We start from the raw sequence: 25972 nt of genomic DNA, 5'->3' as shown, positions 1-25972 counted from the left end.
CGTTTTATTTATAAACTTAACATTTGAGGTGGGCATCTTAGTGGAAACGCAAAAAAACAATTTAGCAAACAGTAATACCGCACATTTAACCGTTTTACCCGATGACAAAGTACCATTCGGTCAATCCGCTCTTCTAGGTTTACAACATGTAATGGCCATGGACGTCTATGTCGTACCTTTCCTAATTGCGATGTTAATAGGCATGCAATCAGGACAAGCAAGTGCTTTAATACAATCAACATTTATCGCAGCAGGGATTGCGACGATTGTCCAAAGCCATTTCTGCATGAAGCTTCCAATCGCACAAGGACCCTCGTATGTACCATTAGGAGCGATAGTTGGTATCTATGCCGCAAGTGGCAGTGGCGAACTTGGTTGGAGCGCTGTACTGGGTGCAAGCCTGATTGGGGCCATTTTTGTCATCATTTTAGGTTATACAGATATTTTCAACAAAATCGTTAAAACATTTATTCCCCCAATTGTAGGCGGTACAATTATTTTCGTCGTTGGCTTATCCCTTATGCCCGTTGGTTTAAGTAGTAATATTTTTGAAGGCGCTGGTGCTACGATTAGCCAAAACATATACTTGGCGCTTATTTCAGCTACCGTATTAATTGGCTGCGTAATGCTAGGCTCTATATTCCGTCAAAAAGGTCGAGTATTTCGTATTGCCTCCGTTATTATCGCGTTGCTTATCGGTTGTGTCGCTGCAAATATTATGGGTATTTTAGATTTGTCGGCTGTTGGAAAAGCAAATTGGTTTAGCTTACCGCAATTGCCTTTTGTAGATTACGGCTTTACATTTAACTTTTCAGCTATTTTAACAATGGTGATTATCTATATTGTCTTAATGGCTGAAACGACGGGTACATGGTTTGCTGTAAGTAATGTAATTGATAAACCATTGACAGATAGACAAATTAATCGTGGGGTTATTGGTGAGGGTATTGGCTGTTTCATCGCCTCATTACTCGGTTCTACACCGGTAACTGGCTATTCAACAAATGCAGGGGTTATTTCCATCACAGGTATTGCAAGCCGTCGTATCTTTATTGTTGCAGGTTTTTGGTTTATTTTGTTCGGTTTTTCCGGTAAATTGGCTGCCTTAATCTCTGCCATTCCTTCAGCAGTGATCGGTGGCGTCTTTGTCATCGTCTGTGGCATTATCGCCATTAGCGGGTTACAGGTAATGAAAAATGAACATATTGGCGAAAAAGAAATGTACGTCATTGCTGTTCCTGTTATCTTAACATTGGCGTTAACACTATTACCAAAAGATTTCTTATATGCTTTACCTACAACGGTACAATATTTATTCGGCTCTCCAATAGCAACAGCTGCGCTCGTTGCCATTATGTTAAATAAAGTATTACCGAATGTTAAATAGGTAAGATTTTGAGACTGTAGATACACTCAAAAGGAGTTTATCTACAGTCTTTTTTCTTGTTACTAGTAAGATAGTGGTGCCACACATGGACAGGGCTTTACTTATTATAAAAAGGAATTTATAGTAAAATTATGTATTCCCCTATTGGAGGAATTTAAGTAAATCCTAAAAGACAAAGGCAAAAAAGTTCAAGCTTTATATAGAAAGATTAAACAGCAACAGAAAGAAGAGGAAGATGTCAGGGAAAATGACAAAAGTTATTATAAATAATTACATTGTATTAGCTATTTTAGTACTCATAATAAATGCACTAATTGAAGATTTCTAGTTGATTCTATCAGTCAATTGACAAATAAAAAGACAAAATACCTCAAAAGTTGCACACTTGAGGTATTTTGTCTTTTTATGTTGACTCTTTTGTCATTTTCTCAAATTCACATAAATCAATCCATTTTTGAATAGACGCTATGACTTCCTGAAATGCCAAGCCATTTGGTGTTAATGCATATTCTACCTTTTTTATCGATGAATCAATGTATTTTTTTTCAATTAGTCCTGCATTCACAAGCTCATTTAAGCGTTCTGTTAGTAAACGATCAGAAATGCCGGGAATTGTGGCATGAATTTCATGATACCTTTTTGGACCAGGCAACAAAGTATAAATAATCATTCCCATCCAACGTTTCCCTATAAACTCTATTGCCTGATGATAACTACTACATATATGTGAACAGTTTGATTGTGTCATCTCATAACCTCCTGTCTGTAATTCCTTATTCTATTGTAGCACACAAAATATTTTTTATTTGACGAATAAACTTACTAATGGTAAGATTCTAATCATCAACTTACCATTAGTAAGTTTTAAGGAGGACATTATGTCGACAACTAAAACACAATCCAATCTATATACAATTATGGAAGAGCGTAAATCCGTTCGTGTCTATGATTCAGCTTTTAAAATTCCACAAGTAGAGCTTGAAGCGATTATTCAAGAAGCTACTAGCGCTCCATCATCTAGCAACTTGCAACCTTGGAGATTCCTAGTTATTCAAGACGAAGCTGTAAAAACAGAACTACGTGCCATTGCCAATAACCAAGAACAAGTTGAAACATCTTCAGCTATTATTGCAGTGTTAGGCAATGCTGAAATGTATCAACAAGTTGAGCAAATTTACACACAAAATGTCGCAGAAGGGCATATGGGTGAAGCACAGAAAGATTTAATGATTACAAATACTCTACGTACTTACCCAGCTGCACCACTTGAAGTCAGAAAAAATATTGCTACATTTGATGCAGGTCTTATCTCAATGCAACTAATGCTTATTGCGAAAGAAAAAGGGTATGATACGGTGACAATGGGCGGATTTGATAAAGAGAAATTTGCACAGCGTTTTGAATTGCCGGAGCATATTTTCCCTGTTGTTCTTATTGCTATCGGGAAAGCGGCAGCACCTGCTTATGGTTCATCGCGTTTACCATTAAAAGACATTGCTCGTTTTATTTAATTTAGTAATAATCTGTTGGCTAACAGGTTAGAGAAAAAGTGTTAGATTGACTGCCATCAATCTAACACTTTTTTGCTGCGCCGTTGTTGTCTTTTTCAGCTTAATCGCTTTGCCTAAATCATAACAACCAAGAGAAATATTTCGTTCTCTTGGTTGCTTTATTGTTGTATAACATTACATCCAATAGGCTAACGAACGTTTTTTCATGGACGTACGATATTGTTTTGTGGAGATTGGTAACACTTGATTTGTTTTGTAATCCATAATAACACCATAGCGACGTACAACGTCCATTTGATTGATTTCACCTGTATTGTACAGACGCTCCACTTCAAAGGGGTCTGTTTCGAGCCATTGTTGACGATTTTCTCGAATATACGCTCGCTCTTTCACAGTAGCTGCTATATCAATTTCAAATGCGTCAATATCACGATCAATTTCACGGATAACAACACCATAATCAAGTTTCGCACGTTCAAGCGAAACATACTCATCGATGACATCCTCTAAAACTGCGTTGACATCCCGCTCAAGAGGGTCACCTAATCCTCCCCCGCCAGCAGATGGACGTGTAAAGGAGTCACCCTTTTTCAATGCGACATTAGAAAAAATGGTACCCAAAAATTCCTCACCAGCTTGATTTGGATTTAAAATAGCCCCTTGTGCAATAGACGGTAAGCCCCCCATAATGCCCCACGTAATGGAACGAGAACGGTCACAACAATATGACATCACTGTGTTGTTTATATCTGTTAATAACCCACCTTTTTCAACACCACAACCACCGCGATATTTCCCCGGACCTGCTGAATCTGTAATAATCTCATGTTTTGTCGTTAGTACAGGAGACAAGCGTTCTTGCCCTTCACACGGTTGCACGCTCAAGCCGACGCCAAATACAGGTGATGTCGTATTTGCGCCATCGCGATCCACACGCCCACCATGTCCTCCTGCCATCCAGTCATACCACATAAAATACCCATTATTATTTTGTCGTTGATCGTAGCCACCAATTAACAAATACTCTAGGTTAAATGAACAAGCAATTGCACGTTCAGGCATGATGTTTGACCATAACTCAAAACATGCATTCATTATCTTTTCAAAAGAACCTGAGCAATAGCCAGATACCGCAATAGGACTCGGAGCATTGACAACAGTATTTTCGGGCAAATGTATTTTGACAACTCGATAGAAACCTGAATTTAACGGAATTTCCGGAAAGAATGTTTTCGTTCCTGCATAAATACCAGAAAGTGCAGAACCGAATCCAGCATTTAAAAAGCAACTTATAGCAGGGTGTGACCCACTTAAATCATAGAAAATTTCATCTTCACGAATTGTCATTTTCACATGCACTGGTATTAAGCCATCCCCTAGCTCTGGGTCCATATCAATGTAATCGACTGTTTCCCATTGTCCTTTCGGTAAGGCTTTAATCTTTGCGCTAGTTAAACGTTCTACATAATTTTGTACCTCTTCAAATGCTAATAAAACCGTATCGATACCATATTTGTTAATCATCTCATTCAATTGTTTTTCGCCAACTTTAGCCGCTTCTACTTGTGAACGTAAATCGCCAATTCGTTCCTCGGGAATACGCATATTCATCACGATAATATTTACAACATCTGCTAAATACTGACCTTTACTATAAATGCGTACAGGGGGTATTCGTAATCCTTCTCCATAATGTTCCTTTGCTGTAATATCAAAAGAACCTGGATTAGAACCACCTACATCTGCCCAATGACCGTTTGTTTGCATCAAGGCAATCAGCTTATCGTCATGGAAAACAGGTAGTATAACCCGAACATCGCTAAAATGCGTGCCCCCCCGATATGGATCGTTTACTAAAAATACGTCACCAGGGTGAATGTCATTTGCAAAATCCTCTAAAACCGCTTTTGCTGTTAGATGTAAAGTACCGACATGTACCGAAATATCTTGTGTTCCCTGCATAACTGTGTTTCCTTGTGCGTCACATAATGCACAACTAAAATCCCGATTATAAATAACAAAAGAATAACAAGTACGCAGCATTTGTTCAGCCATTTGATCGACTAAGTTTACAAAGCCATTTTTCAACACTTCAAATGTTACTGGATCTAGATTTTTAATTTGATTATTTAGGAACAATCCTGTAGTACTCATAGATTACTTCCCCCTTATCATGTATTAGTTCACTGTAATAATGATATTTTTATAAGCATCTACTTCAGCCGTAAATCCTGGTGGAATGACCGTCGTCGTATCTAATTGATCCACAATTGCAGGACCTTGTAATTGTGCATGCACTGGAATTTTATCGCGATAATAAACGTTTGTTTCAACATATGCCCCATCAAAATAAACAGGTCGTGTCTCTTTATAAGCATCTTGTAAGGAGCCAGTTGGTTCAAATTGTGGGAAATTAGGTTTTGGCACTGTACCTATTGCAGTCACACGTAAACCGTAAATCTCAACAATCTGGTCCTTATCTGAAAATGCAAATTCTCGCTCATGTTCTTGGTGGAATGCTGCTAATACTTCCTCCAAGGAAGTAAAGTAATCTGGTACCACAACCGCTAAGGAGCGCCATTGTCCCTTATAGCGAAGATCCATATAATTCATCAAAGTCGATGTTTCTTCAGAAATCCCCTCTTCTTCTAATAATGCTTTCGCCTCTTTTCTTAGTGCTTGATATTGAATATTTAGCTCTTCGACTGATACTTCATTTGCTTTTTTTACGAACGTTTTTGAAATATCATGGCGTACATCTACAAGTAAGCATCCCATTGCTGCTGCTACGCCCGGATGTGTAGGGATAATGACTTTCGGGATATTTAAATCTTTCGCTAAATGTGCGGCATGGAGTGGCCCTGCACCACCAAAGGCTACAAGGGCAAAATCACGTGGGTCATAGCCCCGGCGTACAGAAATTAAACGAACGGCATCACTCATATTGGCGTTGGCAACTTCAATAATGGCACTCGCAGCTTCTTCAATTGTCTGATTGAAAGCTTGCGCAATTTTTTTGACAGCCTGCTGTGCCTTGCCTTTATCTAATTTCATCATCCCATCTAACAATGTCACACCAAGACGTCCTAAAACGACATTAGCGTCTGAGTTGGTTGGCTCTGTACCACCTTGACCATAGCAGGCTGGACCTGGTATAGCACCAGCACTTTGCGGCCCATTTCGTAATGATCCACCTTCATCTTGCCAAGCTAAACTACCACCGCCAGCACCTATCGTTAATATTTCAATACTTGGAAATCCTATTGGATAACCATATTCAATAGACCAATCCTTGGTAATTCGAATTTGTCCTTTGTACATCAGTGAAATATCTGTACTCGTTCCTCCCATATCCAAGCCTATCGCATTTTCAAAACCGCATAACTTTGCTATATGTTTGCTAGCAATTGCTCCCGCAGCAATTCCTGAGCTCGCTAATCTAGCGGCATAGCGAGGCACTGTACTAGACGTCATGACACCTCCGCCAGAATGTAAAACTAAAATTTCCTCCTCATAGCCTCTTTTTTGCATTTCATTACTTAATTTACTAATATAATTGCTCATGATTGGTCCTAGAACAGCATTAATAATCGTTGTACTCATCCGCTCATGCTCAAATATTTCAGGTAGTACTTCACTTGAAGTACATATATAAACATCTGGCAGTTCCTCAAGTAAAATCTTTTTCACTTTTGCTTCGTTTTCTCCATTCACATAAGAATTGATAAAACATATAGCAATGGATTCTGTCCCGCGACGTTTCAATTTCTTTGCTAATACCCGAATTTCTTCCTCATCGATAGCTTGCAATACTGTTCCTTCATAATCTATTCGCTCGGTGACTTCAAAACGATTGCGGCGTTGAATATAGGGCTTTGCCGTATCTTTGTACGTATCCCAAATATCCTCCTTTGTGCCGCGACGAATTTCTGTGACATCGCGAAATCCTTTTGTCGTAATTAGAGCGGTTTTCGGTAGCTTTCGCTCAATTAATGCATTCGTACCAACCGTCGTGCCATGAGAAAAAATTTTAATATCCTGCCCTTTCAACTCTGCCTTCTCAACGCCATTTAAAATTCCCTGTTCAGGGTTTGATGGGGTGGATGAAGTTTTTGTTACAAATATTTCTCCTGTATCTTCATTAAAAACAAACACATCTGTAAACGTTCCACCAACATCTATTGCTAAGCGAGTTTGTGCCATAGAGATACCTTCTTTCGTTTAATAGTGTGAAAATATGCATAACAATCTACTAACCTATAAGAAAAAACAGTCTCCCATATGTAACGGGCTTTAAAGCCCATTACATTCCCTGTGTGCGGATTGTCACCGTTTTAAATGTTGTAAAAAATTCTTTTGCTGCTTGCCCTTGTTCACGTGCGCCAGTACTTGAATTTTTCATGCCGCCAAATGGCGCTTGTGGTTCAGCACCACCTGTCTCGTCGTTCACTTGAACAAGCCCTACTTCGCTACGCTGAATAAAATCAAAAGCTTTTTGAATGTTGTTCGTATAAATAGAAGCACTTAATCCAAATTCAGAGTCGTTGGATAATCGAATTGCTTCTTCGTAATCCTTTACCTTAATCACAGCTAGAACTGGTCCAAAAATTTCATCACGCGCAATACCCATAGCATGTGTTACATTTGTAAAAATCGTCGGGTCAATATAATAACCTTCTGATTTACCTTGCGTCGGTCCACCACCATAGACAAGTTTGGCACCTTCTAATTTTGCTTTTTCAATGGCAGCTAAAATACTCTCATATTGACCTTTAGAGGAAACCGGACCCATTGACGTGCCGACTTTGATTTCCCTCGCTTCCTCAATTAAACGTGCCAACACCTCATCATAAACTGATTCCTCAATATAAACTCGACTAGTTGCTGTACAACGTTGTCCGGTTTGCTTCATTGCTCCTTCCATTGTTAACTTTGCAGCGAGATGGATGTCCGCATCGGCTAATATAATGGCAGCGTTTTTTCCGCCAAGTTCAAGCTGAATTTTTTTCTTAGTTGATCCTGCACTATCTAAAATACTTTGCCCCACACCATTAGAACCGGTAAATGTTATTGCTTTTACTTCTGGTGCTTCAAGCAAAACTTGCCCAACTTTCGAACCGCGTCCTTGTACGACGGTTAACACATTCTTTGGTATACCTGCTTGTTCAAAGAGCTCGCCGATAAGTTTCCCCGTTAAAGCGCTTTCAATAGAAGGTTTCCAAACAACCGTATTGCCGTATACTAATGCGGGCGCAATTTTCCACAAAGGAATAGCTACTGGGAAATTCCATGGTGTAATAGCTGCAACTACACCAAGAGGGACACGCATGGTGTACAACATTTTGCCTTCATTGGCAGACGGCAATACTTCACCTGTCGCCCGCATTCCTTCTTGTGCAAAATAGCGCAAAATAGAAGCGCCACGTTTCACCTCCCCAATCATTTCATTTTTGGTTTTACCCATTTCGTTGGAAGCCGTTTCAGCTACTTTATCAATATTTTGTTCGAGCAAGTCTGCAGTGACACGCAATAGTTCCCCCCGCACTACTGACGATGTATTTTTCCAATCTTCAAATGCTTTATTTGCCGCTGTAACGACTTCCTTTGTCTCATCCACTGTCAAAAGCTCTACTTGACCAATACATTGCGATGGTTTTGCAGGATTAAATTGCTCTCGAATTTCCCTAATGATAGTTGTCATAAAACCCCTCCTTGATTAAGTAACTGATTTATTATTAGCTCTCATCAACACCAGACATATTAATCTTTTACAATAATCGTTTTACGCACAAATTCAAAAGTCTCATCTAAAATACGTAACATTTCGTTTAATTCTGCTTTCGATAAAATAAGTGGTGGTGCAAAAACAACTGTATCTTGCTCATACGTGACTGTTCGTAAAATTAAGCCTCGTTTCATTGTTTCTTGAACAAATATCGGGCTAATGGCAGTCTCGAAAAGCTCGCCAGTTTCACGATTTTTAACTAGCTCAATAGCACCAAGCAAACCAATTGTTCGAACATTTCCGATAAAGCTATATTTTTCTTGAAGCGCTTTAAAACCTGTCAACATCGCTTCTCCCATAGATGCTGCGTTTTCTATCAACATTTCTCGCTCTAGAATGTCAATGTTTTTTAAGCCTACTTGGCAAGCCAATGCATGACCACTATACGTATAACCGTGCATTAAAGTCCCTTTGGAAAGCTGGCAATATGTTTCATGAATTTTTTCGGAAATCACCACACCTCCAAGCTGTGCGTAGCCACTCGATACCCCTTTAGCAAATGACATCATATCTGGTACAACGCCATAATGCTCCATGCCAAACCATTTTCCCGTACGACCGAAACCGGTAATCACTTCATCCGCTATAAATAAAATGCCGTACTCATCGCAAAGTTTACGTACTTCTTTAAAATAATCTTCTGGTGGAATATTGACTCCTCCCGCTCCTTGAATCGGCTCGGAAATAAACGCTGCTACTGTTTCTGGACCTAGTGCTTCAATCATTTCTCGAAGATCGCGAACAGATTGATTGTAAACATAATGGAAATCAGGTGCAGGTGAGTTGGTAAAGTTACGAAATGCCTGTATACCCGTCGCATTTGTCGCTCCCATCGCCACCCCATGATAGGATTGTGTACGTGAAATAATTTTTTGACGCTCTGGCTGACCCTTTAATAACCAGTAATGGCGAGCTAGTTTAATCGCCGTATCATTGGATTCCGATCCTCCGGAAGTAAAAAATACTGTATTTAAATCTCCTGGTGTTAAAGAGGCTATTTTCGTTGCTAAACGAATAGCTGGTTCATTACTAAATGAAGCAAAACAAGAGCTAAATGCTAATGTAGCCATTTGTTCTTTTGCAACTTCTGCAATTTCCTCACGACCGTGTCCAACGTTTACGTTCCATAAAGAAGACATGCCATCAATATAACTTTTCCCCTCTAAATCTTTTAAATAGATGCCTTTCCCCTCTGTAAAAATAGCAGCAGGCCCTTGCGTTTGCTGTTGCTCAATCGACGTCGTTGGATGTAGAAAATGCTTTTGATCTAAAGTTTTCAACTCTTCTTTTAGTTGAATTGTCATCAATACCAGCCTCTTTTCATTAAAAGTTTTATACACTTTATTACAAGCAATTTTCATGCCAACCCCATAAAAAAAGAGACATTATTAAAAAAATGCCTCTCTAATTTATTAAATTCGTCCATCATTATTTACTATCGAGCACCTCGAACGACTTGGTAGTTTTCAGAATGTCGATATTTTTTTCGGTTCAACAAATATCTTGCTAGAAATACATACGCCCTTTCTCAACATCACAAGCACTTCACGCTTTTTTGCACTATTTATGCAAATATACAAGCAGTGATGCATAAACGCATCATTATTCTTGATATGAGATATGCCGTGTCAATTGGAATTTTTGTATTTTCCTTACTAACGTAGATTGATCGCAACCGAGCGCTTTGGCTGCTTGTCTTATACTCGGATGTTCGGACAATGCTTGCTTAATCAATTGCTTTTCAAACATTGCTACTTGCTCTTTTAATGTACCTGCTAAAAGTGGAGCAGCAGGCTGTTGTTGTTCATTTGGCTGTTGCACTGTATTGTCGACTTGTCGAATAACTAGTGGGTTGCTATCAAGCTCTTGTTGAACTGTACTTGCCGTAATTTCAGGTTGGGTAGCCAATAAGCAAAGGCGTTCCACCATATTTTTTAATTGCCTGACATTTCCCGGCCATGCATACGCTTCTAAAACTTTCATAGCATTTGACTCAATTGTTCGATGAATTCCATATTTATCACCTATCAACGCTAAAAAATGATTAACTAATGGAATAATATCTTGCCGACGGTGTCTTAATGGTGGAATTTCTATAGGGATAATGTTTAACCGATAATATAAATCCTCTCGGAAGCTACCTTGCCTAACCATTTCCGCTAAGTTTCGATTGCTTGCTGCGATAATTCGTACATCGATCGCAATCGGTTTGCCGCTTCCTATGCGCTGTACCTCCGATTCTTGTAGCACCCGTAATAATTTAGCTTGTAGCTGCAAAGGCATTTCTCCAATTTCATCTAAAAACACCGTGCCTCCTGATGCAATTTCAAAGAGTCCAGCTTTCCCACCTTTATTAGCTCCCGTAAATGCCCCTGATTCATAGCCAAAAAGTTCAGATTCAAGTAATGTCTCTGGTATTGCACTACAATTGATTGTTAAGATTTGCTTATGACTTCGTCTGCTATAGGCATGGATAAGTTTTGTAATCTCCTCTTTACCGACTCCCGATTCACCACCAATTAGCACGGTAGAATCTACTTCCGCTACACGCATCACCCTTTTGACTACTTGCATCATGGCGGAAGATACGGCAATTAAACTACTTTTTCTCGATTCTTGATTATGTAAGGCTTGTAGTTTGCATTTAAAATCTTCATTTTGATCTTCTAATTTTTGTACTTCTTGTTCAAGCAATTTGAGTTGTGTCATATTCCGTGTGATGGCAACAACATATTGCAATTTGCCATCTTCGTCAAAAATCGGCTGACCTGTGACTAAAAAACATCTGCCGTTAATGAAGGTTTGCAATATCGTTACCTTTTCTTGCGATTCAATTACTTTCATCGAAATGGAATCACTCATTAATCCTTCCGCAATAACATCTTTTGCATATCTCCCCCGTAAATCGATACCAACAATTTCAATATCAATGTCATTTTGAAATAAAATTTTGCCGTGGCAATCACAAATCGTCACCCCATCAGAAATTGAGTTCAGCAACTTATGTGACAGGGGGTTCATAAAATCGATATCGTTAAACTGCTTCAATGATCTTGCTGTAAACAGCGTACCTTGAGATGTTTCTACTACATGGACGAAATATTCTTGCACCTCAAATGTTTCTTGTCCTTTACAGTATTTCTCACTTATTTGTTCAAGAAGCTCTTGTTGGATATCACTTTTGACAATCACTTCACCATTTTTCACAATAAAAAAATGCTCTTCCTTATGAAGTTCTGTTACTGACATCTGAACCGCTTCCTTTCCAAATCCATTTTATTATTTTTAGAAGTAATGCAAAAAATCCGCTCCCTATCCACGGAATCTCTAGCAAACAACTACTTGCGTATTTGTTTGCTAGGCTTGCATTCCCGTAAGCGTGTCGCGAATTTAATCTCATCGTATAGTTCCCTCACACTCGTCATAACCTCGTAGTAATATTCTACTCTGAAGCTAACTTATCCTCTAATTGCTCTGCTGGTTTCGTTGAAAGTTTTCGCATGATGACAAATAGCACAATTGACACAATCAATACTAATGTACTTAAGTAAAACTGCGTACGCAACGATTCAATTAACACTTGGCATAAATAGACAATCGTTAAAACACCAATCGTAACATACGATAAGTAGGGAAATAACCACATTTTAATCGCTAATGGCTCACCCGAAACTTGATCATAATACCGTCGAAATCGTATTTGCGAAATAGCGATAAAAATATAAACAGCGATCATTAATCCTCCAACACAGTTTCCTAAAAAATAAAAAATGACTTCCGGAGAAATAAAATAGAGCATGGCACAAATATATGCAACTAAGGTACTCCCAATAATAGCTGGTACTGGTGCACCGCGACGATTTCGTATTTGTGAGAAGATTTTTGGCGCATCTCCTTGACGTGACATTTCAAGCAACATGCGTGAACTCGTATATAGTGCTGAATTGAGCACCGAAATTAATGAAATAAATATAACGATTTGAATAATTTGAGCTGCAATTGGAAGTCCAGCCATCGTTAAAATATTGGCATAGGGTGCTGCTAAGAACGTTGAATCATTCCACGGGATAATCATTACCATAATAGCTACTGAACCGACAAAAAATAATCCGAGACGGAATACGACATTGCGAATAGCACGCACAATATTTTTTGCTGGATTTTCAGACTCTGCCGCAGCAATCGCTGCGACTTCAGCACCGCAAATAGAAAATATAACAAACACAATTGCGGTAAATATTGGAACAACCCCATTTGGTGCAAAGCCACCAAATGCTGTTAAAATCCCCAATCCTTTAGGCTCATAATTAGGCCATATACCGAAAATCATTGCTGTTCCCACTACTAAAAAGATAATGATTGCCGTAACTTTAATAAATGATAGCCAATATTCAAATTCACCGAATGATTTCACCGAATAAATATTAATAATGGTCATTAACAATGTAATGCCTACACTTCCAACCCAAATCGGTATAAATGGAAACCAGTTATGCAGCATACCCCCGATTAATGCAGCTTCTAGTCCAACAATGAATACCCAGCTAGCCCAATAAAGCCAGCCAACTGTAAAACCTGCCCATGGCCCAATATACTTTCCTGCATAAGATGCAAATGAGCCTAACTCCCGCGATTGACCAGACTTCTCTCCTAATGCGATTTCCCCAGCCGCCATTTCACCAACCATTTGCATAATTAAGACAATGAGCAAACACGCAATGGCATAGGATATGACTGCTGCTGGACCAGTACTTAAAATGTTTTTTCCAGTTCCGACAAAAAGCCCAGTACCAATTACCCCACCAATGGAAATCATTGTAATATGTCGTGTTTTCAGTGATTTTTGCAAAGCTCCCATTAAACCACCCCTTAGTGTTTTGATATAGACATTTACTAGCCCCATTCTCTAATGCATGTCTTCTGTTTAATGAGCAAGTTCAATGCCAAACACTACAAAAAACTTAAAATTTATAAAATTCTGTTAAATTAAGTTATATTTTACTAGCTTCTTATCTCGCTTCATCCTTTTATGGTGGGCACAGCTTATCAAGATGACGCGTAACGAATCGCTTTTGCACAATGCACAATTAAAATTTTGATGCACATTTGCATCATCGGTTTATTTTTTACATCACATTACCCATACGCTCGATTATATGAACTTAAAATATTTAATTCCTCTCGATACTTTGCAACAGTTCTTCTTGAAATTTGAATTCCTTCTTCACATAAAATATTTGTCAATTGCTGGTCTGCTAAAGGATTTCGTTTATCCTCGGTTTCAATCAACTTTTGTAAGCGCTTTTTAATATACATAATAGAATCCATTTTTCCTGAAGAATTCAGCAAGCCCTTTGTAAACAAAGATTGTAATGCATAAATGCCTTTTGGCGTTTGAATATACTTCCCACGAATAGCACGACTAATCGTCGATTCATGTACAGCTAACAAGTCAGCAAGATCTTTTAAACGCATAGGTTTTATCGCTTCTAACCCCTTCGTAAAGAAATTTTCCTGCTGTTGCAATAATAATCTAGTTAACTCATAAAGCGTCTTATCTCGCTGTTCAATCCCTTGCAATAGAGCTAATGCATCTTTCATTGAATCTCGGTAGTACGTTTGATAATTTGGATCATTTTTTAATAGCGCAACATAACTTTCATCAATCGATACGATAGGTAAGTGGTGACGAGTTAACTGAATCACCCATTCCCCAGCAATTGCTTTCACTTCGATATCTGGCATCACATAGGGAATCGATTCTAATTTATCCCCCATCAGAATCGGTTTCATTTTTTTTATATAGTGAACCGTTTCGATGACATCTTGTAAAGGCATCTTATATTTTTTACTCAACTGTTTAATCGCCTGCGTTGCAACTAACTCTAAATCTGAACGAATAAAGGTCGAAGCCATTTTCGGCGCAAACTGATCATTATCCAATTGGATAAGTAAAAATTCTTGGTAACTTCGTGCACCTACGCCAATCGGCTCAAAAGTTTGTAATAAATCTAAAATTGCCTCTACATGCGAATAACTAGTTTGAAACTTGTCTGCTACAATCTCTAACTCTACGTCCAAAAATAAGCGATCATCCAACGATTGGATTAAAAATTTTAAAATTCGTAAATCAATAGAAGATAAATTTTGGTGCATTGGCAATTGCTCTAAAAGGAATTGCTCATAATTTTCTTTTTCAGCAAGCTTCATCTCAATCATATTAAATTGGTTACTGCTAGACCTATCATAGGATGATGAAAAATGATGAACAGAACAATTTGCTAATTGCATAATCTCCTCATATTGCGTTTTTTCTTTTGCGTCGTTGACCACTAATAGTGGATTTTCTGTTGCTCTTTCATAAATGTATTGCTCTAGCTCAGTCGCCGAATATTGCAATATTTCCAAATTATGGACTAACTGTGCTGATAATATTTGTGTGACCTTTTGAGAAGTTTTAATCGTCATTTGCATCTTCTCACACCCCCAAAACGTAATTTTTCTACATAATAACATGTTTTTTCTGTTTTTTAACACTTTTTCATAAATTAAATACTTTTTACTATTTGTAAGGCTTATCGCTAAAAGCTATCTACTAATTTATATATGCTGTAGCCCGTTTTCACTTACGGAATTTTCTAATTATTCTAAAAAACATTTGACTTATTTACATAACGAATCATAAAATACACATATAATGTAATTGTTATCACAATGCGGTAAAAAGGAGGAGTTATTATATGTTTCAATTACCAACAGTGCAATTTACAGAAGCGCAAGAACAATTCCGTTTAGAAGTTCGAGCATTTCTACACGAAGAACTAGCAAAAGGAACCTTCGTGCCGAAATGTGATTCTTGGTTAAGTGGAGATAACCCTGAATTTTCTAAATTGATAGGGCAAAAAGGCTGGATTGGCATCACCTGGCCCAAAAAATATGGCGGTCAAGAGCGCAGTACTATTGATCGTTATATTTTAACGGAGGAATTTTTAGCTATAGGTGCGCCGGTTGCAGCACATTGGTTTGCTGATCGACAAACAGGACCACTACTTTTACGTTATGGCACAGAACAACAGCGTGCATTTTTCCTACCGCAAATTGTGAAAGGTGAATGCTACTTCGGCATTGGGTTAAGTGAACCAAATAGTGGTTCAGATTTGGCTTCTGTCAGTACACGTGCTGAAAAAGTAGAAGGCGGCTGGATCGTAAACGGTCAAAAAATATGGACGAGTAATGCGCATCTCTGTCACTACATGGTGACTTTAGTTCGAACGAGCCCATATGATGGCAAACATAAACATGCGGGATTAAGCCAACTAATTGTCGATTTACAAGCGGATGGGATTACAGTAGTCCCAATCAAATTTTTAACAGGTGAACATCATTACAATGAAGTATTCTTTGATAATGTCTTTGTTCCTGACAATATGGTTGTCGGTGAAATTGGCAATGGTTGGGTTCAAGGTTTAGCAGAGCTAGCATTTGAACGCAGCGGCCCAGAGCGTATTTTAAGCACGTTCCCTTTAATCGATGAACTCATTCAAGAATTAAAACGACAAAATAACATTGAGGGGTTAAAACAAGCATCTAAAGTTGTCGCACGCCTCTGGAGCTTACGCAATTTATCAATTGGTGTAGCCCAGCTTTTAGCAACTGGAAACGGCGATGAAGTCTCTATTCCCGCTGCTCTTGTAAAAGCGCTTGGCACCAAATTTGAACAAAGCATACCAGAAATTACTCGTTTATTAGTGCAAACCTACCCTACCCTCGATGCGCAACGTAAAATCGACCGTTTAATGGCAGAGTCTATTTTACATGCACCAGGTTTTACAATTCGAGGAGGCACTTCAGAAGTACTTTATGGCATAGTAGCGAAAGGAGTTGTCGCACAATGAGTGAAATGAAAGAAATGATTCTTGAAGTAGTAGAACGAATGCTAAAAGAAAATGTTAGTAAAGATTTAGTTGATATTGTCGAGCAAGGCAAGTGGGCATCTGATATATGGAATTTGTTCGTGGAAAACGGTATGACGGCTGTCGCCATTTGTGAAGAAAATGGCGGTGCGGGTGGCGATTTAGAAGATTTATTAAATATTGTTCGTTTAACAGGCAAGTATGCGGCTCCGATCCCATTTACAGAAACAACATTAGCAAACTACTTATTAGCATATACTAACCTACAAGTAATAGATGATTTGGCAACATATATGTTAGCTGAAACTCCGAGCTTTACACTTGAAAACGACAAACTAACGGGCACAGCACATCATATACCTTGGGCGCGCCATACAAAGCAATTAGTAACACTTGCACATAGCACAAAGGGTATCCATTTAGTAGCAATTGACTTAAGCCAAGCGGCTATTTCACCGGATAAAAACTTAGCTGGTGAGCCACGTGATACGGTAACATTCCAAAACGCCAATGTTTACCAACAATCTACTGTCTTAACTTCAGAACAAATTCAGACTATGACAGCCATTACAACAGCCTTTCAACTAGCAATGATGACGGGCGCTATTGAAAAAATAAATGACTTAACCGTGCACTATACAAAGGAGCGTGAGCAATTTGGTCGTCCTCTACATCGCTTCCAGCTTGTTCAGCAACATATTGTGAACTTAGCAGGTGAAACAGCGTTAGCTTTAGCAGCATTTAATAATGTGACCGTTGCCCTCGTTGCACAAAGCCCTCTGAGTGAAGTGGCCTATGCACGAATTCGTTTTGAAGAAATGATTCAAACGGTAGCGACCATTTCCCACCAAGTGCATGCTGCAATTGGTACGACACACGAACATAGCTTACAACAGTATACACGTAGGCTTTGGTCATGGCGTGATGAAGGAGCAAGCACTTTTTATTGGACTGATTTGGTGGCAACTCAATTACTAGAACATAGCGGTGACAGCTTATGGGCTTATATGACGTCATGCACTAACAATTCACTACTGCTCAAAGCTCAGAGCTAAAAACTATTGTTAGTTGAAGTAAGCAGTGCAATTCTTCAGCACAAGCCAGACAAAATACCAATTATGTAAAGGGAGAGATGAACATGGCAGATTTATTATTTGATGTAAAAGACCATATTGCCACAATTACGTTAAATCGACCGGAGGCGTATAATGCGTTTAGCGAGGAAATGATTGCAGAATGGATTACAGCGCTTGAAACCGTACGCGATTCAGATGATATTCGTGTGGTTATCGTGAAAGGAAATGGTAAATCATTCTGTGCTGGTGGCGATATTAAGGCGATGCAAGCTGGAGAAGGTTTTTTCAAAAGTGAGGATGATATCTCTTCGACTGGCTTAGCACGAAAAAATTCGCTATGGAAAAAGATTCAACGTATTCCATTGCTGCTTGAAGAAATTGATAAGCCAGTGATTGCACAAGTGCACGGTTTCGCAATGGGTGCCGGTCTTGATATGGCTTTAATGTGTGATATTCGGATAACGGCAAAATCAACAAAAATCTCAGAGAGCTACATAAACGTAGCAATCGTTCCTGGTGATGGTGGCGCCTACTATTTACCAAAGCTTATCGGCATCGATCAGGCACTGGACATGTTTTGGACTGCGCGTGTTTTAACAGCTGAAGAAGCTAAAGCGAAAGGCATCGTTACCTTTGTCGTAGAAGATGAGGCACTCGAAGAATACACATTACAGTATGCACAAGAACTAGCAAGTCGCCCAACAACAACAGTACAATTCATTAAACGTGCGGTCTATCAAAGCCAACGCATGGATTTACGCACAGCACTCGATTACATTTCTTCTCAAATGGCGATTGTAACTGAACTAGAAGATTTTAAAGAAGGTGTAACAGCCGTCGTAGAAAAACGTAAAGCAGTATACAAATAACGTTTGTGGGAGGAAACCATATGCAACCTCTTAATAATATTCGGGTGTTAGATTTATCACGTGTCTATGCCGCTCCTGCTGGCTCCATGTTGCTAGCTGATTTAGGTGCTGAAGTTATACGTGTAGAGCATCCCGATGGCTCTGATAGTATGCGTGACTGGGGTCCATTTTTAAATGAACAAAGCACCTATTATTTATGTGCCAATCGCAATAAAAAATCGATAACATTAGATTTAAAAACAGATGAGGACAAAGAAAAATTTAAAGAGCTAGTAAAGGATGCAGATATTATTCTAGAAAACTTTAAAACTGGTGATATGGAGCGGATGGGGCTAAGCTATGAGGAATTGAAAAAAATAAATCCACAGCTCATTTATTGCGCGGTGACCGGCTTCGGTCAAACAGGTCCCCTCGCCTACGAACCAGGGTTTGATCCGGTCATACAGGCGATGAGTGGATTAATGCATGTAACAGGTGCAACGGATGGTGAGGCGACAAGAGTCGGTGTCCCAATTGCAGATATTTTAACTTCCCATTATGTCGTCATCAGTATTTTATCTGCATTGCGAATGCGAGATGTAACGAATAACGGGCAGTTTATTGATTTAGCATTATTGGATGTTCAAATGAGTAGCTTAGCAAATGTAGCGAGTGCCTATTTAAATACAGGCTTTGCTTCTGAACGTTTAGGCAATCGGCATAATAACGTAGCGCCCTATCAAGTATTTAACTGCGCAGACGGTCCTTTAATGATATGTGTTGGTACTGATGGGCAGTTTCAAAAATTTTGCACAATGCTTGAACGTCAAGAGTGGGCAACCGACGCACGTTTTATAACAAACACGATGCGAAAGCAACATGAAGCAGAACTGGTACAACTCATTTCGGACATTACAATAACTAAAACGCGTGATGAATGGATTGCGTTATTACAACAATATAAAATACCCGGAGGTCGTGTAAATTCCATTGCGGAAGCACTTGAACAACCACAAGTTATGGCACGTGACATGATTGGAGAAATCGAACACAAAAAATATGGCAAAATAAAATTCGTCAAAAACCCGTTGCAGTTTTCAAATTTAAATATTCAATATAAATTAGCTCCACCTATACTTGGGGAACATACAAATGAATTCCAAAAATCGTCTCTACCGAAATAAATTTACGCTATAATAGTAATAATTTTATCATCATACAACCCTCATGAAGATAAAGGTTATAGCCGATAAGCGAAAGTAAATTTATGTAAGTAGGTGACGAGATGAACCAAGAAACTTTCGAAAAAAACTATACAATGTCATCGTTGCACAAAGCGATTAAAGTATTAAAAGCATTTACAAAAGAAGAACCTAATCTCTCTTTAACGGAGTTGAGTAAAAAAACAGGTATTAGCATCTCCAGTTTACAACGTTTTGTTTCTACCTTTGTGTATGAAGGATTTCTTCATAAAGATGAGGGAACAAAACGCTACCAATTAGGTCATTCACTGCTCTATTTAGGGAACCTAGTCAAACAAGAGTCCAGTCTAATTATTGTGGCAGAGCCTATTTTAAAAAAGCTCAATGAAGATATGGGTGAAAGTGTCTCGATGAATATTATCGACGGCTTAGAAAGGCGCTGTATAGTAAACTATGATTCTACCTACCCTCTATCAACGAAAATGTATGTAGGTGACACCTCCCCACTTTATGCAGGTGCATCTTCTAAAACATTACTCGCATTTATGCCAAATGTTGAAGATTATGTAGAACATATCACACTTGAACCAATTACAGATAAGACGATTTGTTCCAAAGAACAGCTATTAAACGAATTACAGCAAATTCGCGCGCAACGTTTTGCCATAAGTAATAGTGAGCGGGTGCGCGGCGCCTGTTCTGTATCAGCCCCAATATTAAATGCTTCGCATCAAATTATCGCTTCCGTCACACTCGTTATACCGGAAGTCCGTTACAATGATTACGATGAAAATCATTTAATTGCCACGATTCAAAAAGTCGCTGCAAATATCGAAAAGCAATTATAGTATGGAAAAAGAAGTTCGCTGAGATAAAATAGAAAAAGTGTTAGGTTGACTGCAATTAATCTAACACTTTTTTGCTTTGCCATTGATGCCCACTAAGCGCGAACCTTTCCGCTCAGCACAATGCCACAACCCTCTTTTAGACGTTCTATTAGGTTCTCCAACATCTCTGAAACAATTGAATAAACTAGTCTAAGTCCAATTGTAATATGTAATAAAATGTTTTGGACTATTTTACTAATCGAACTATTATTAGATTTATAGAAAATCGACGTTACCCATACGATTTAAAAAAGCTTTTATGAAGCAGGAATTTTCAGTATTAGAGTAAAAAGATAATTTTTTCTCACTAATACCTTTAGAAAATTTCTCTTTAAAGATACTTGGAGTAGATATACGTGTAATTGTTAAAGCTCAATTGAAAAATAGATTTGAAAGTTATTTCTTTTTTAAAACTACTGCAAAGGAATCGCTGTCAGCAATGTAATCTCCACCATTAACATCTGCATATACCTTTTCAAGTGTAAATCCGGCCTCATTCACTTCTTTTTCTAAACTATCAATGCTGAAATGCTGATTCCAATAATTATAATTCACAATCTCACCACTCTCAAAAACGAGAACATTTTTCGCCAAGGACACGTGGTTAGGATATTTTATTAAAGCATATAAAGCTAAATGTTCCTTATCTGACATTGGATTATCTTCTTGTGATACAGACCACATTAAATTTTCTTCCAAGTTATCATAATTGTTCTCTGATAACACATCAAATAGAACTAATCCTCCTGGTTTTAATCCACGATGGACATTACAAAGTATTTTTTTTCTATTCTCTGGACTAAAGACACAATATATTTGATAGATGAGTAGTGCTAAATCAAACTCATTTTCAATTTCAATAGTCGTAATATCTCCAATTCTATAGTCAATGGATAAATTATGTTTGACGGATTCATTGATGGCATAATCAATTGAGGTTTTATTGAAATCTACACCAACAACATCATATCCTTTCATCGCCAATTTAGAGGAATAAAGACCAGGACCACAGCCTAAATCAATCACTTTTTTAAACTTTTCCATTGGTGCAAGGTGTGTAATAAAATCAACAGTTTCATCAATAAATGTACTCTCCCTACTCCCCCCAGGTATAGTCTCGTCAAAATGAGCTTTTAATACATAATCTGCTACATCTTCATCAAGCCAAACTTCTTGTGTTCCAGATTCAAAGGGCTCAGGATGCCTTGCTATTGATATTAATTTCTTCATTTCTTTCCCCTCCATTGATAGTTTGTTGAATTATAATAATTATAATTACAACACCTGTTTGCATAGTTGCGCTTTAACTATGCAAACAGGTGTTAATCGTTAATTAAGCTTGGTTAAAATATTACTAATAAATTTAGGTTGTTTAATTCAAATTACTCCACTATACTTAGGACAGTACCTATTTACATCGAAAAATACTTAGTGACGAATTACCAACAGTTGTTGTGACTGTAGTGACTGTTGTAACGGTTGCATTTCGTACTTGCTCTTTCCCTTCTGTGTCTGGCACTAACTTCTGTAATTCTAATACGGCATTCATCTTTATCCTCTCCTTTACTTTTTGGGAGAAATTATTTACAGTGAATACTAAATGTCGATAGCCTTGTGACTGTAGTGACTGTTGTAACAGTTGCATTTCGTACTTGCTCTTTGCCTTCTATGTCTGGCACTAACTTTTGTAATGCTAATACGGCATTCATCTTTATCCTCTCCTTTACTTTTAAAATATTTTTCACATAACATACTAAATACACATAAAAATGCTAAATGATGATTTGCCGACACTTGTTGTAAATGTTGACACTATTTCATTTTGTGCTTGCCCCTTGCTTTCTGTGTCTGGCACTAATTTTTGCATTTCTAATACAGTATTCATTTTTATCACCTCCTTTCATTTACTTAAATGAAGTACCCATTAGTATTAGCGACTCGCTTTTGTTTTTGCTAAAAATTCATCTGAATTAATGAGCGGCAACCAATAAAGTGGGTTTTCTCTTACAACGCTCATCAATGCTAAAACAATTCCTGAGCTACCTGTATAAACATCATCGGCTAATCTATAGGAAAATTGTCCTGGATATATATAATAATCATTTTTCCCTATTAAAAAGAGATTGAGTAAACTCAATACATCTTTTAAGACTTCTTGACGATATTCCCCGTCTTTTACCATAGAGGGGATTAACAGAAAACTTCCTGCACCATCAAACAAACTCCCACTAATTGTGCAATGTACCTTTGATGTTTTTAAAATTGCATCCATTTCTTGTCGGTAAAGATCTTGTCCACTTACATGGTTGAAAAACCAAATTGATATTGCAACTCCGATAGATCCTCCTGAAAGATAAGGCAATAGCCGATTTCTATTATCCAATGTCTGTAATATACCGGATACATCGTCTATTTTTGTTGATTTCAAATCCTCTATCAGTAATGACTCAGCTTTTTCTAAATACTTTCTATTTTGTGTAGCTGAAAAAAGGGCCGAATAAAACAAAGATACACCTGACAATCCGTCAATTACACCTTTATCAACTGCCATCCAGTCTGTAACTTTTAATGGCTCTGCTTTTAATCTAGTTAATTCAATGTACTTTTCCAATTCCTTTGCTAGATTCAAATATTCTATATTTTCTGTCTCGAGATATAGGCTAATTACAAATAATCCTATTCCCGAAAGGCCGGAGCGTAACGAAATATCTGTTTTCTTAATAGTATCTTTTAACATTTTCACCTCATTCAACACGATATCTTTATACCCTTGCTCATACAGCAAAGCCAAAATCCCTGTTTTCCCGGTAAATAACCCATTGTCTTCAACTAGGTGTAAATCATCTAATAAAAAACTTTTAATCCATTTATTTATTTCCGCCGTACTGGATTGATTTTTCATAAGTGTAAACGCAGCTCCACTTCCTCCAGTTAGAAAATTAAATTTTCCTCCACTCATTTCATATTGGCGAATATCGCCATTAATGAACCTTTCATCTTCTGTTAGTCCATTTTCAATACCAATTACTAATTTCTTTATAATAGAGGCTATATTAAAGTTACTTACCTGATGACTAAGATCTATTTTTTTAGGTAAATACTCTTGGTAATCATTTATTCTTTCATCACATCTTCCTTGTAAATCAAGAAGAAAATGGTAAAATCCATCTCCGTAATTATCTTTTATCCAATTAAGATGATTACATTGTAAATAATCTTCTAAATCTTCTGAAACTAAAATTGGGAGTGCTAAATATCTTATTAACTTCTTTAATCCAAACCAATCTCTTGCAGCACTAACCGTTATGTCCTGTGAAACAAACCCAGGTGTAGCTAGATTAGGCTTTTCTTTGGAGTTTACAGACATTGCCGTTTCAAAATCTATAATCCTAACAGTTAAGTCTTCGGTTATCATAATATTGGCAGGTTGTATATCGCCCATAGCAACCCCAACATTATGCATATCTTCAATTAGCGTAAATAATTGTGATAAAATCTTCTTGGTATTTTTAACGTGACTAGACATATTACTCCCTTTATAAATAGGGAAATTTTTAGCAATCCATTTCTGTAAGTCTTGTCCTTCGATAAATTCTTCTACGAGAAAATAATGTTCCCACTCTTGAAAATACTCAGTCAAATTCACAACACCCGGTACATCTTTAAGTTTTTGCAAAGCATCATATTCAATTTTTTGCCTCGCTAAGGCATCTTGATATTTACCATCTAAACCTGCATTAGGTCTAGCTTCTTTTATAATTACTTTCAAATTATCTCGCTTTCGAGTCGCCAAATATACCCCACCAGCATTACTAAAGCTAAGTGCCTTTTCAATATTATATTGCTCTAAACGATTGTTCCCTTTCGTTTCTACATCGCTATCAATATTAATTGTATTAAGATAATCATCGAAGTCTTTTACAAAATCAGGCACTTGATAAAAGGGATTTCGTTGATCCTCAATTAAATTCCCTTCATTATCTTTAATGCAATATTCGCCGTTTTCATTAATAATACTTTTAAATCCACCATATCTGTAGAACACATTGCTATTTTTCCACCTTTTATCACTAAGAATATACGGACCTTTTTTAAAGTCTTGAAGTGTGGTAGAAATCATTTCTAACAAATCAACAAAGATTTCATTATTCATGGGATAGATAGTAATAAACTTTCCGGAGGAGGCACGATTCGCATTTTTTGAATTCGACGCTATCACGCTATTCCTATCTTTAAGATGCTTGAACTCTATTTTCTTATTTATACATAATTGTGCTACCTTCTCTAATACACTTTTTGAATCTTCTAAAGATGAAGTCACATGAATTTTCCAACCTTGTTCTGGAAGTACCAAGCCTTTCACATGATAGTGCTTCCATACCGAATCACTCTCTGAGATAACAGTATATATGTCTGGAATATCATTCAATTCGTATTCATTTTCATTATCTCGCATCTCGATTTCACCAAAGTGTTCAGAATTTGGTTTCAAATACTTGAGATAGAGCATAACTCCTTCCATTCAAATCCCCTCCACCTAGTTTAAAAGCTACATTCAAACATAATCACTTTTAGATTTTTCATAAAAGAAGCTTTTGAAACTAAAATTCCTCCAACTAGTCAATTCCGCCTAACTTTTGTGTAACTTAAAATTCTTTCTTACGATAGATAACTTGAGAAATAATATAGGATAAGATACAGAATAAGATAGCTATCAGTAGATAAATCATTACAGCTATTGTATACACCGTTGAATTATATATATCCAGATTCATTAAATCCTCCACTACAAATCTTAGTAGCTGTCCAACGACACTTCCACAAATATATGCAATAATAAACGTTATAAAAAGAAAAAGTTTTGACCGTTCTGTTCCAAAAATATAGCTACATGGGAAAAATATCGAACCAGCTATTATAAATACGGTAAACATAGAAAGAAATAACTCGAAGTCAGAAGCTTGCATTGATACCCATGAAAGTAACCTAGGTACAACAAAAACACCAAAAGTTGCGAAAGTCGATATGATAGAAGCGAAAAAAAGGAAAATGTAGTGACTTTTCACAATATTCTTTCTACGAATTGGTAAAGTAAGGCCATACTTATTATACCCAGACTTTTCTTCAAATTTTAACACTTCAAATGCAGGAAAAAGTGTCACCAAGTTAATATAAATAATAAACATAGGCACTAAAAACTGAAAATCATCTATTAAAAAAAATGGAATGGCTAATCCCTTAATTATGAAAAGATACATATAAAATAGGACAATCATACCTACTACATGTAACCACATACTTCGATAAACCATATAAAAATTAGTCGTTACCAATCCAATCATTTTCTTCATTTCCTCACTCCC

21 protein-coding genes are annotated in these 25972 nt (G+C 37.5%); 7 read left to right on the top strand and 14 right to left on the bottom strand.

The features are described from left to right. Positions 1-40: 40 nt before the first annotated feature. Positions 41-1387 (top strand): uracil-xanthine permease family protein, encoded by a 1347-nt coding sequence (locus C9J37_RS10100; protein WP_107895229.1) that lies wholly within the window; start codon positions 41-43, stop codon positions 1385-1387. 403 nt (positions 1388-1790) lie between these two features. Here the strand turns inward: C9J37_RS10100 and C9J37_RS10095 are convergent, their stop codons facing one another. Then, entirely contained in the window at positions 1791-2135 is a 345-nt protein-coding gene (locus tag C9J37_RS10095) for a winged helix-turn-helix transcriptional regulator (protein WP_107895228.1), read from the bottom strand. A 130-nt stretch (positions 2136-2265) separates the two neighbouring features. Between C9J37_RS10095 and C9J37_RS10090 the strand changes: the two genes are divergently transcribed. After that, positions 2266-2898: a nitroreductase family protein gene (locus C9J37_RS10090; RefSeq protein WP_107895227.1), complete on the top strand. Its 633-nt coding sequence runs from the start codon at positions 2266-2268 to the stop codon at positions 2896-2898. A 174-nt stretch (positions 2899-3072) separates the two neighbouring features. Here C9J37_RS10090 and C9J37_RS10085 read toward each other — a convergent pair whose 3' ends face one another. From C9J37_RS10085 to rpoN, 7 genes are all read right to left on the bottom strand, one after another. Then, entirely contained in the window at positions 3073-5052 is a 1980-nt protein-coding gene (locus tag C9J37_RS10085; RefSeq protein ID WP_107895226.1) for a hydantoinase B/oxoprolinase family protein, read from the bottom strand. A gap of 24 nt (positions 5053-5076) precedes the next feature. Then, positions 5077-7101, bottom strand: a complete 2025-nt coding sequence (locus C9J37_RS10080) for a hydantoinase/oxoprolinase family protein (RefSeq protein ID WP_107895225.1) — start codon at positions 7099-7101, stop codon at positions 5077-5079. Between the two features lie 100 nt (positions 7102-7201). Beyond that, positions 7202-8599, bottom strand: coding sequence for an aldehyde dehydrogenase family protein (locus C9J37_RS10075; RefSeq protein ID WP_107895224.1), 1398 nt, complete (start codon positions 8597-8599; stop codon positions 7202-7204). A 59-nt stretch (positions 8600-8658) separates the two neighbouring features. Further along, a complete protein-coding gene (locus C9J37_RS10070; RefSeq protein WP_107895223.1) occupies positions 8659-9987 on the bottom strand; it encodes an aminotransferase family protein in 1329 nt (442 codons plus the stop codon). A 298-nt stretch (positions 9988-10285) separates the two neighbouring features. Continuing rightward, a complete protein-coding gene (locus C9J37_RS10065; RefSeq protein WP_107895222.1) occupies positions 10286-11932 on the bottom strand; it encodes a sigma-54 interaction domain-containing protein in 1647 nt (548 codons plus the stop codon). 193 nt (positions 11933-12125) lie between these two features. After that, positions 12126-13541, bottom strand: coding sequence for an amino acid permease (locus C9J37_RS10060; protein ID WP_107895221.1), 1416 nt, complete (start codon positions 13539-13541; stop codon positions 12126-12128). Between the two features lie 278 nt (positions 13542-13819). Continuing rightward, the gene (rpoN, locus tag C9J37_RS10055) at positions 13820-15157 is read right to left on the bottom strand and encodes an RNA polymerase factor sigma-54 (protein ID WP_107895220.1); all 1338 of its coding nucleotides are present in this window, start codon (positions 15155-15157) and stop codon (positions 13820-13822) included. 266 nt (positions 15158-15423) lie between these two features. Here rpoN and C9J37_RS10050 point away from each other — a divergent pair, with 266 nt between their 5' ends. The 5 genes from C9J37_RS10050 (at position 15424) to C9J37_RS10030 (ending at position 20570) form a co-directional block, all read left to right on the top strand. Next, positions 15424-16578 carry an acyl-CoA dehydrogenase family protein gene (locus tag C9J37_RS10050; RefSeq protein ID WP_024361415.1) on the top strand — a complete coding sequence of 385 codons (1155 nt, stop codon included), beginning with the start codon at positions 15424-15426 and terminating at the stop codon, positions 16576-16578. Continuing rightward, a complete protein-coding gene (locus C9J37_RS10045) occupies positions 16575-17651 on the top strand; it encodes an acyl-CoA dehydrogenase family protein (RefSeq protein WP_107895219.1) in 1077 nt (358 codons plus the stop codon). Before C9J37_RS10050 ends, C9J37_RS10045 begins: the two co-directional genes overlap by 4 nt. An 83-nt stretch (positions 17652-17734) precedes the next feature. Beyond that, positions 17735-18541, top strand: a complete 807-nt coding sequence (locus C9J37_RS10040; RefSeq protein WP_025218954.1) for an enoyl-CoA hydratase/isomerase family protein — start codon at positions 17735-17737, stop codon at positions 18539-18541. Between the two features lie 20 nt (positions 18542-18561). Continuing rightward, entirely contained in the window at positions 18562-19704 is a 1143-nt protein-coding gene (locus tag C9J37_RS10035; protein WP_107895218.1) for a CaiB/BaiF CoA transferase family protein, read from the top strand. Positions 19705-19805: 101 nt separating this feature from the next. Continuing rightward, on the top strand, positions 19806-20570 hold the full coding sequence (locus C9J37_RS10030; protein ID WP_107895217.1) for an IclR family transcriptional regulator: 765 nt from the start codon (positions 19806-19808) through the stop codon (positions 20568-20570). Between the two features lie 435 nt (positions 20571-21005). Here C9J37_RS10030 and C9J37_RS10025 read toward each other — a convergent pair whose 3' ends face one another. The 6 genes from C9J37_RS10025 to C9J37_RS10015 form a co-directional block, all read right to left on the bottom strand. Further along, complete coding sequence (locus C9J37_RS10025; protein WP_167397290.1) at positions 21006-21839, bottom strand: class I SAM-dependent methyltransferase; 834 nt, start codon at positions 21837-21839, stop codon at positions 21006-21008. Between the two features lie 178 nt (positions 21840-22017). Next, positions 22018-22158 carry a class III lanthipeptide gene (locus C9J37_RS28235; RefSeq protein WP_167397289.1) on the bottom strand — a complete coding sequence of 47 codons (141 nt, stop codon included), beginning with the start codon at positions 22156-22158 and terminating at the stop codon, positions 22018-22020. Between the two features lie 31 nt (positions 22159-22189). Then, complete coding sequence (locus tag C9J37_RS28760) at positions 22190-22318, bottom strand: class III lanthipeptide (protein WP_201262154.1); 129 nt, start codon at positions 22316-22318, stop codon at positions 22190-22192. Between the two features lie 44 nt (positions 22319-22362). Beyond that, positions 22363-22494 (bottom strand): class III lanthipeptide, encoded by a 132-nt coding sequence (locus C9J37_RS28755; protein WP_201262153.1) that lies wholly within the window; start codon positions 22492-22494, stop codon positions 22363-22365. Between the two features lie 45 nt (positions 22495-22539). Further along, positions 22540-25131, bottom strand: coding sequence for a class III lanthionine synthetase LanKC (gene lanKC / locus C9J37_RS10020; RefSeq protein ID WP_107895215.1), 2592 nt, complete (start codon positions 25129-25131; stop codon positions 22540-22542). A gap of 124 nt (positions 25132-25255) precedes the next feature. Beyond that, on the bottom strand, positions 25256-25960 hold the full coding sequence (locus tag C9J37_RS10015) for an ABC-2 transporter permease (protein ID WP_137067705.1): 705 nt from the start codon (positions 25958-25960) through the stop codon (positions 25256-25258). Between the last annotated feature and the right edge of the window lie 12 nt (positions 25961-25972).

Origin of the sequence: Lysinibacillus mangiferihumi, assembly GCF_003049665.1 — a bacterium.
In the GTDB taxonomy this organism is placed as follows: Bacteria; Bacillota; Bacilli; order Bacillales_A; family Planococcaceae; genus Lysinibacillus; species Lysinibacillus mangiferihumi.
Note: the sequence above shows the minus strand (reverse complement) of the source record. Positions and strands in the feature narration are given on the sequence as shown.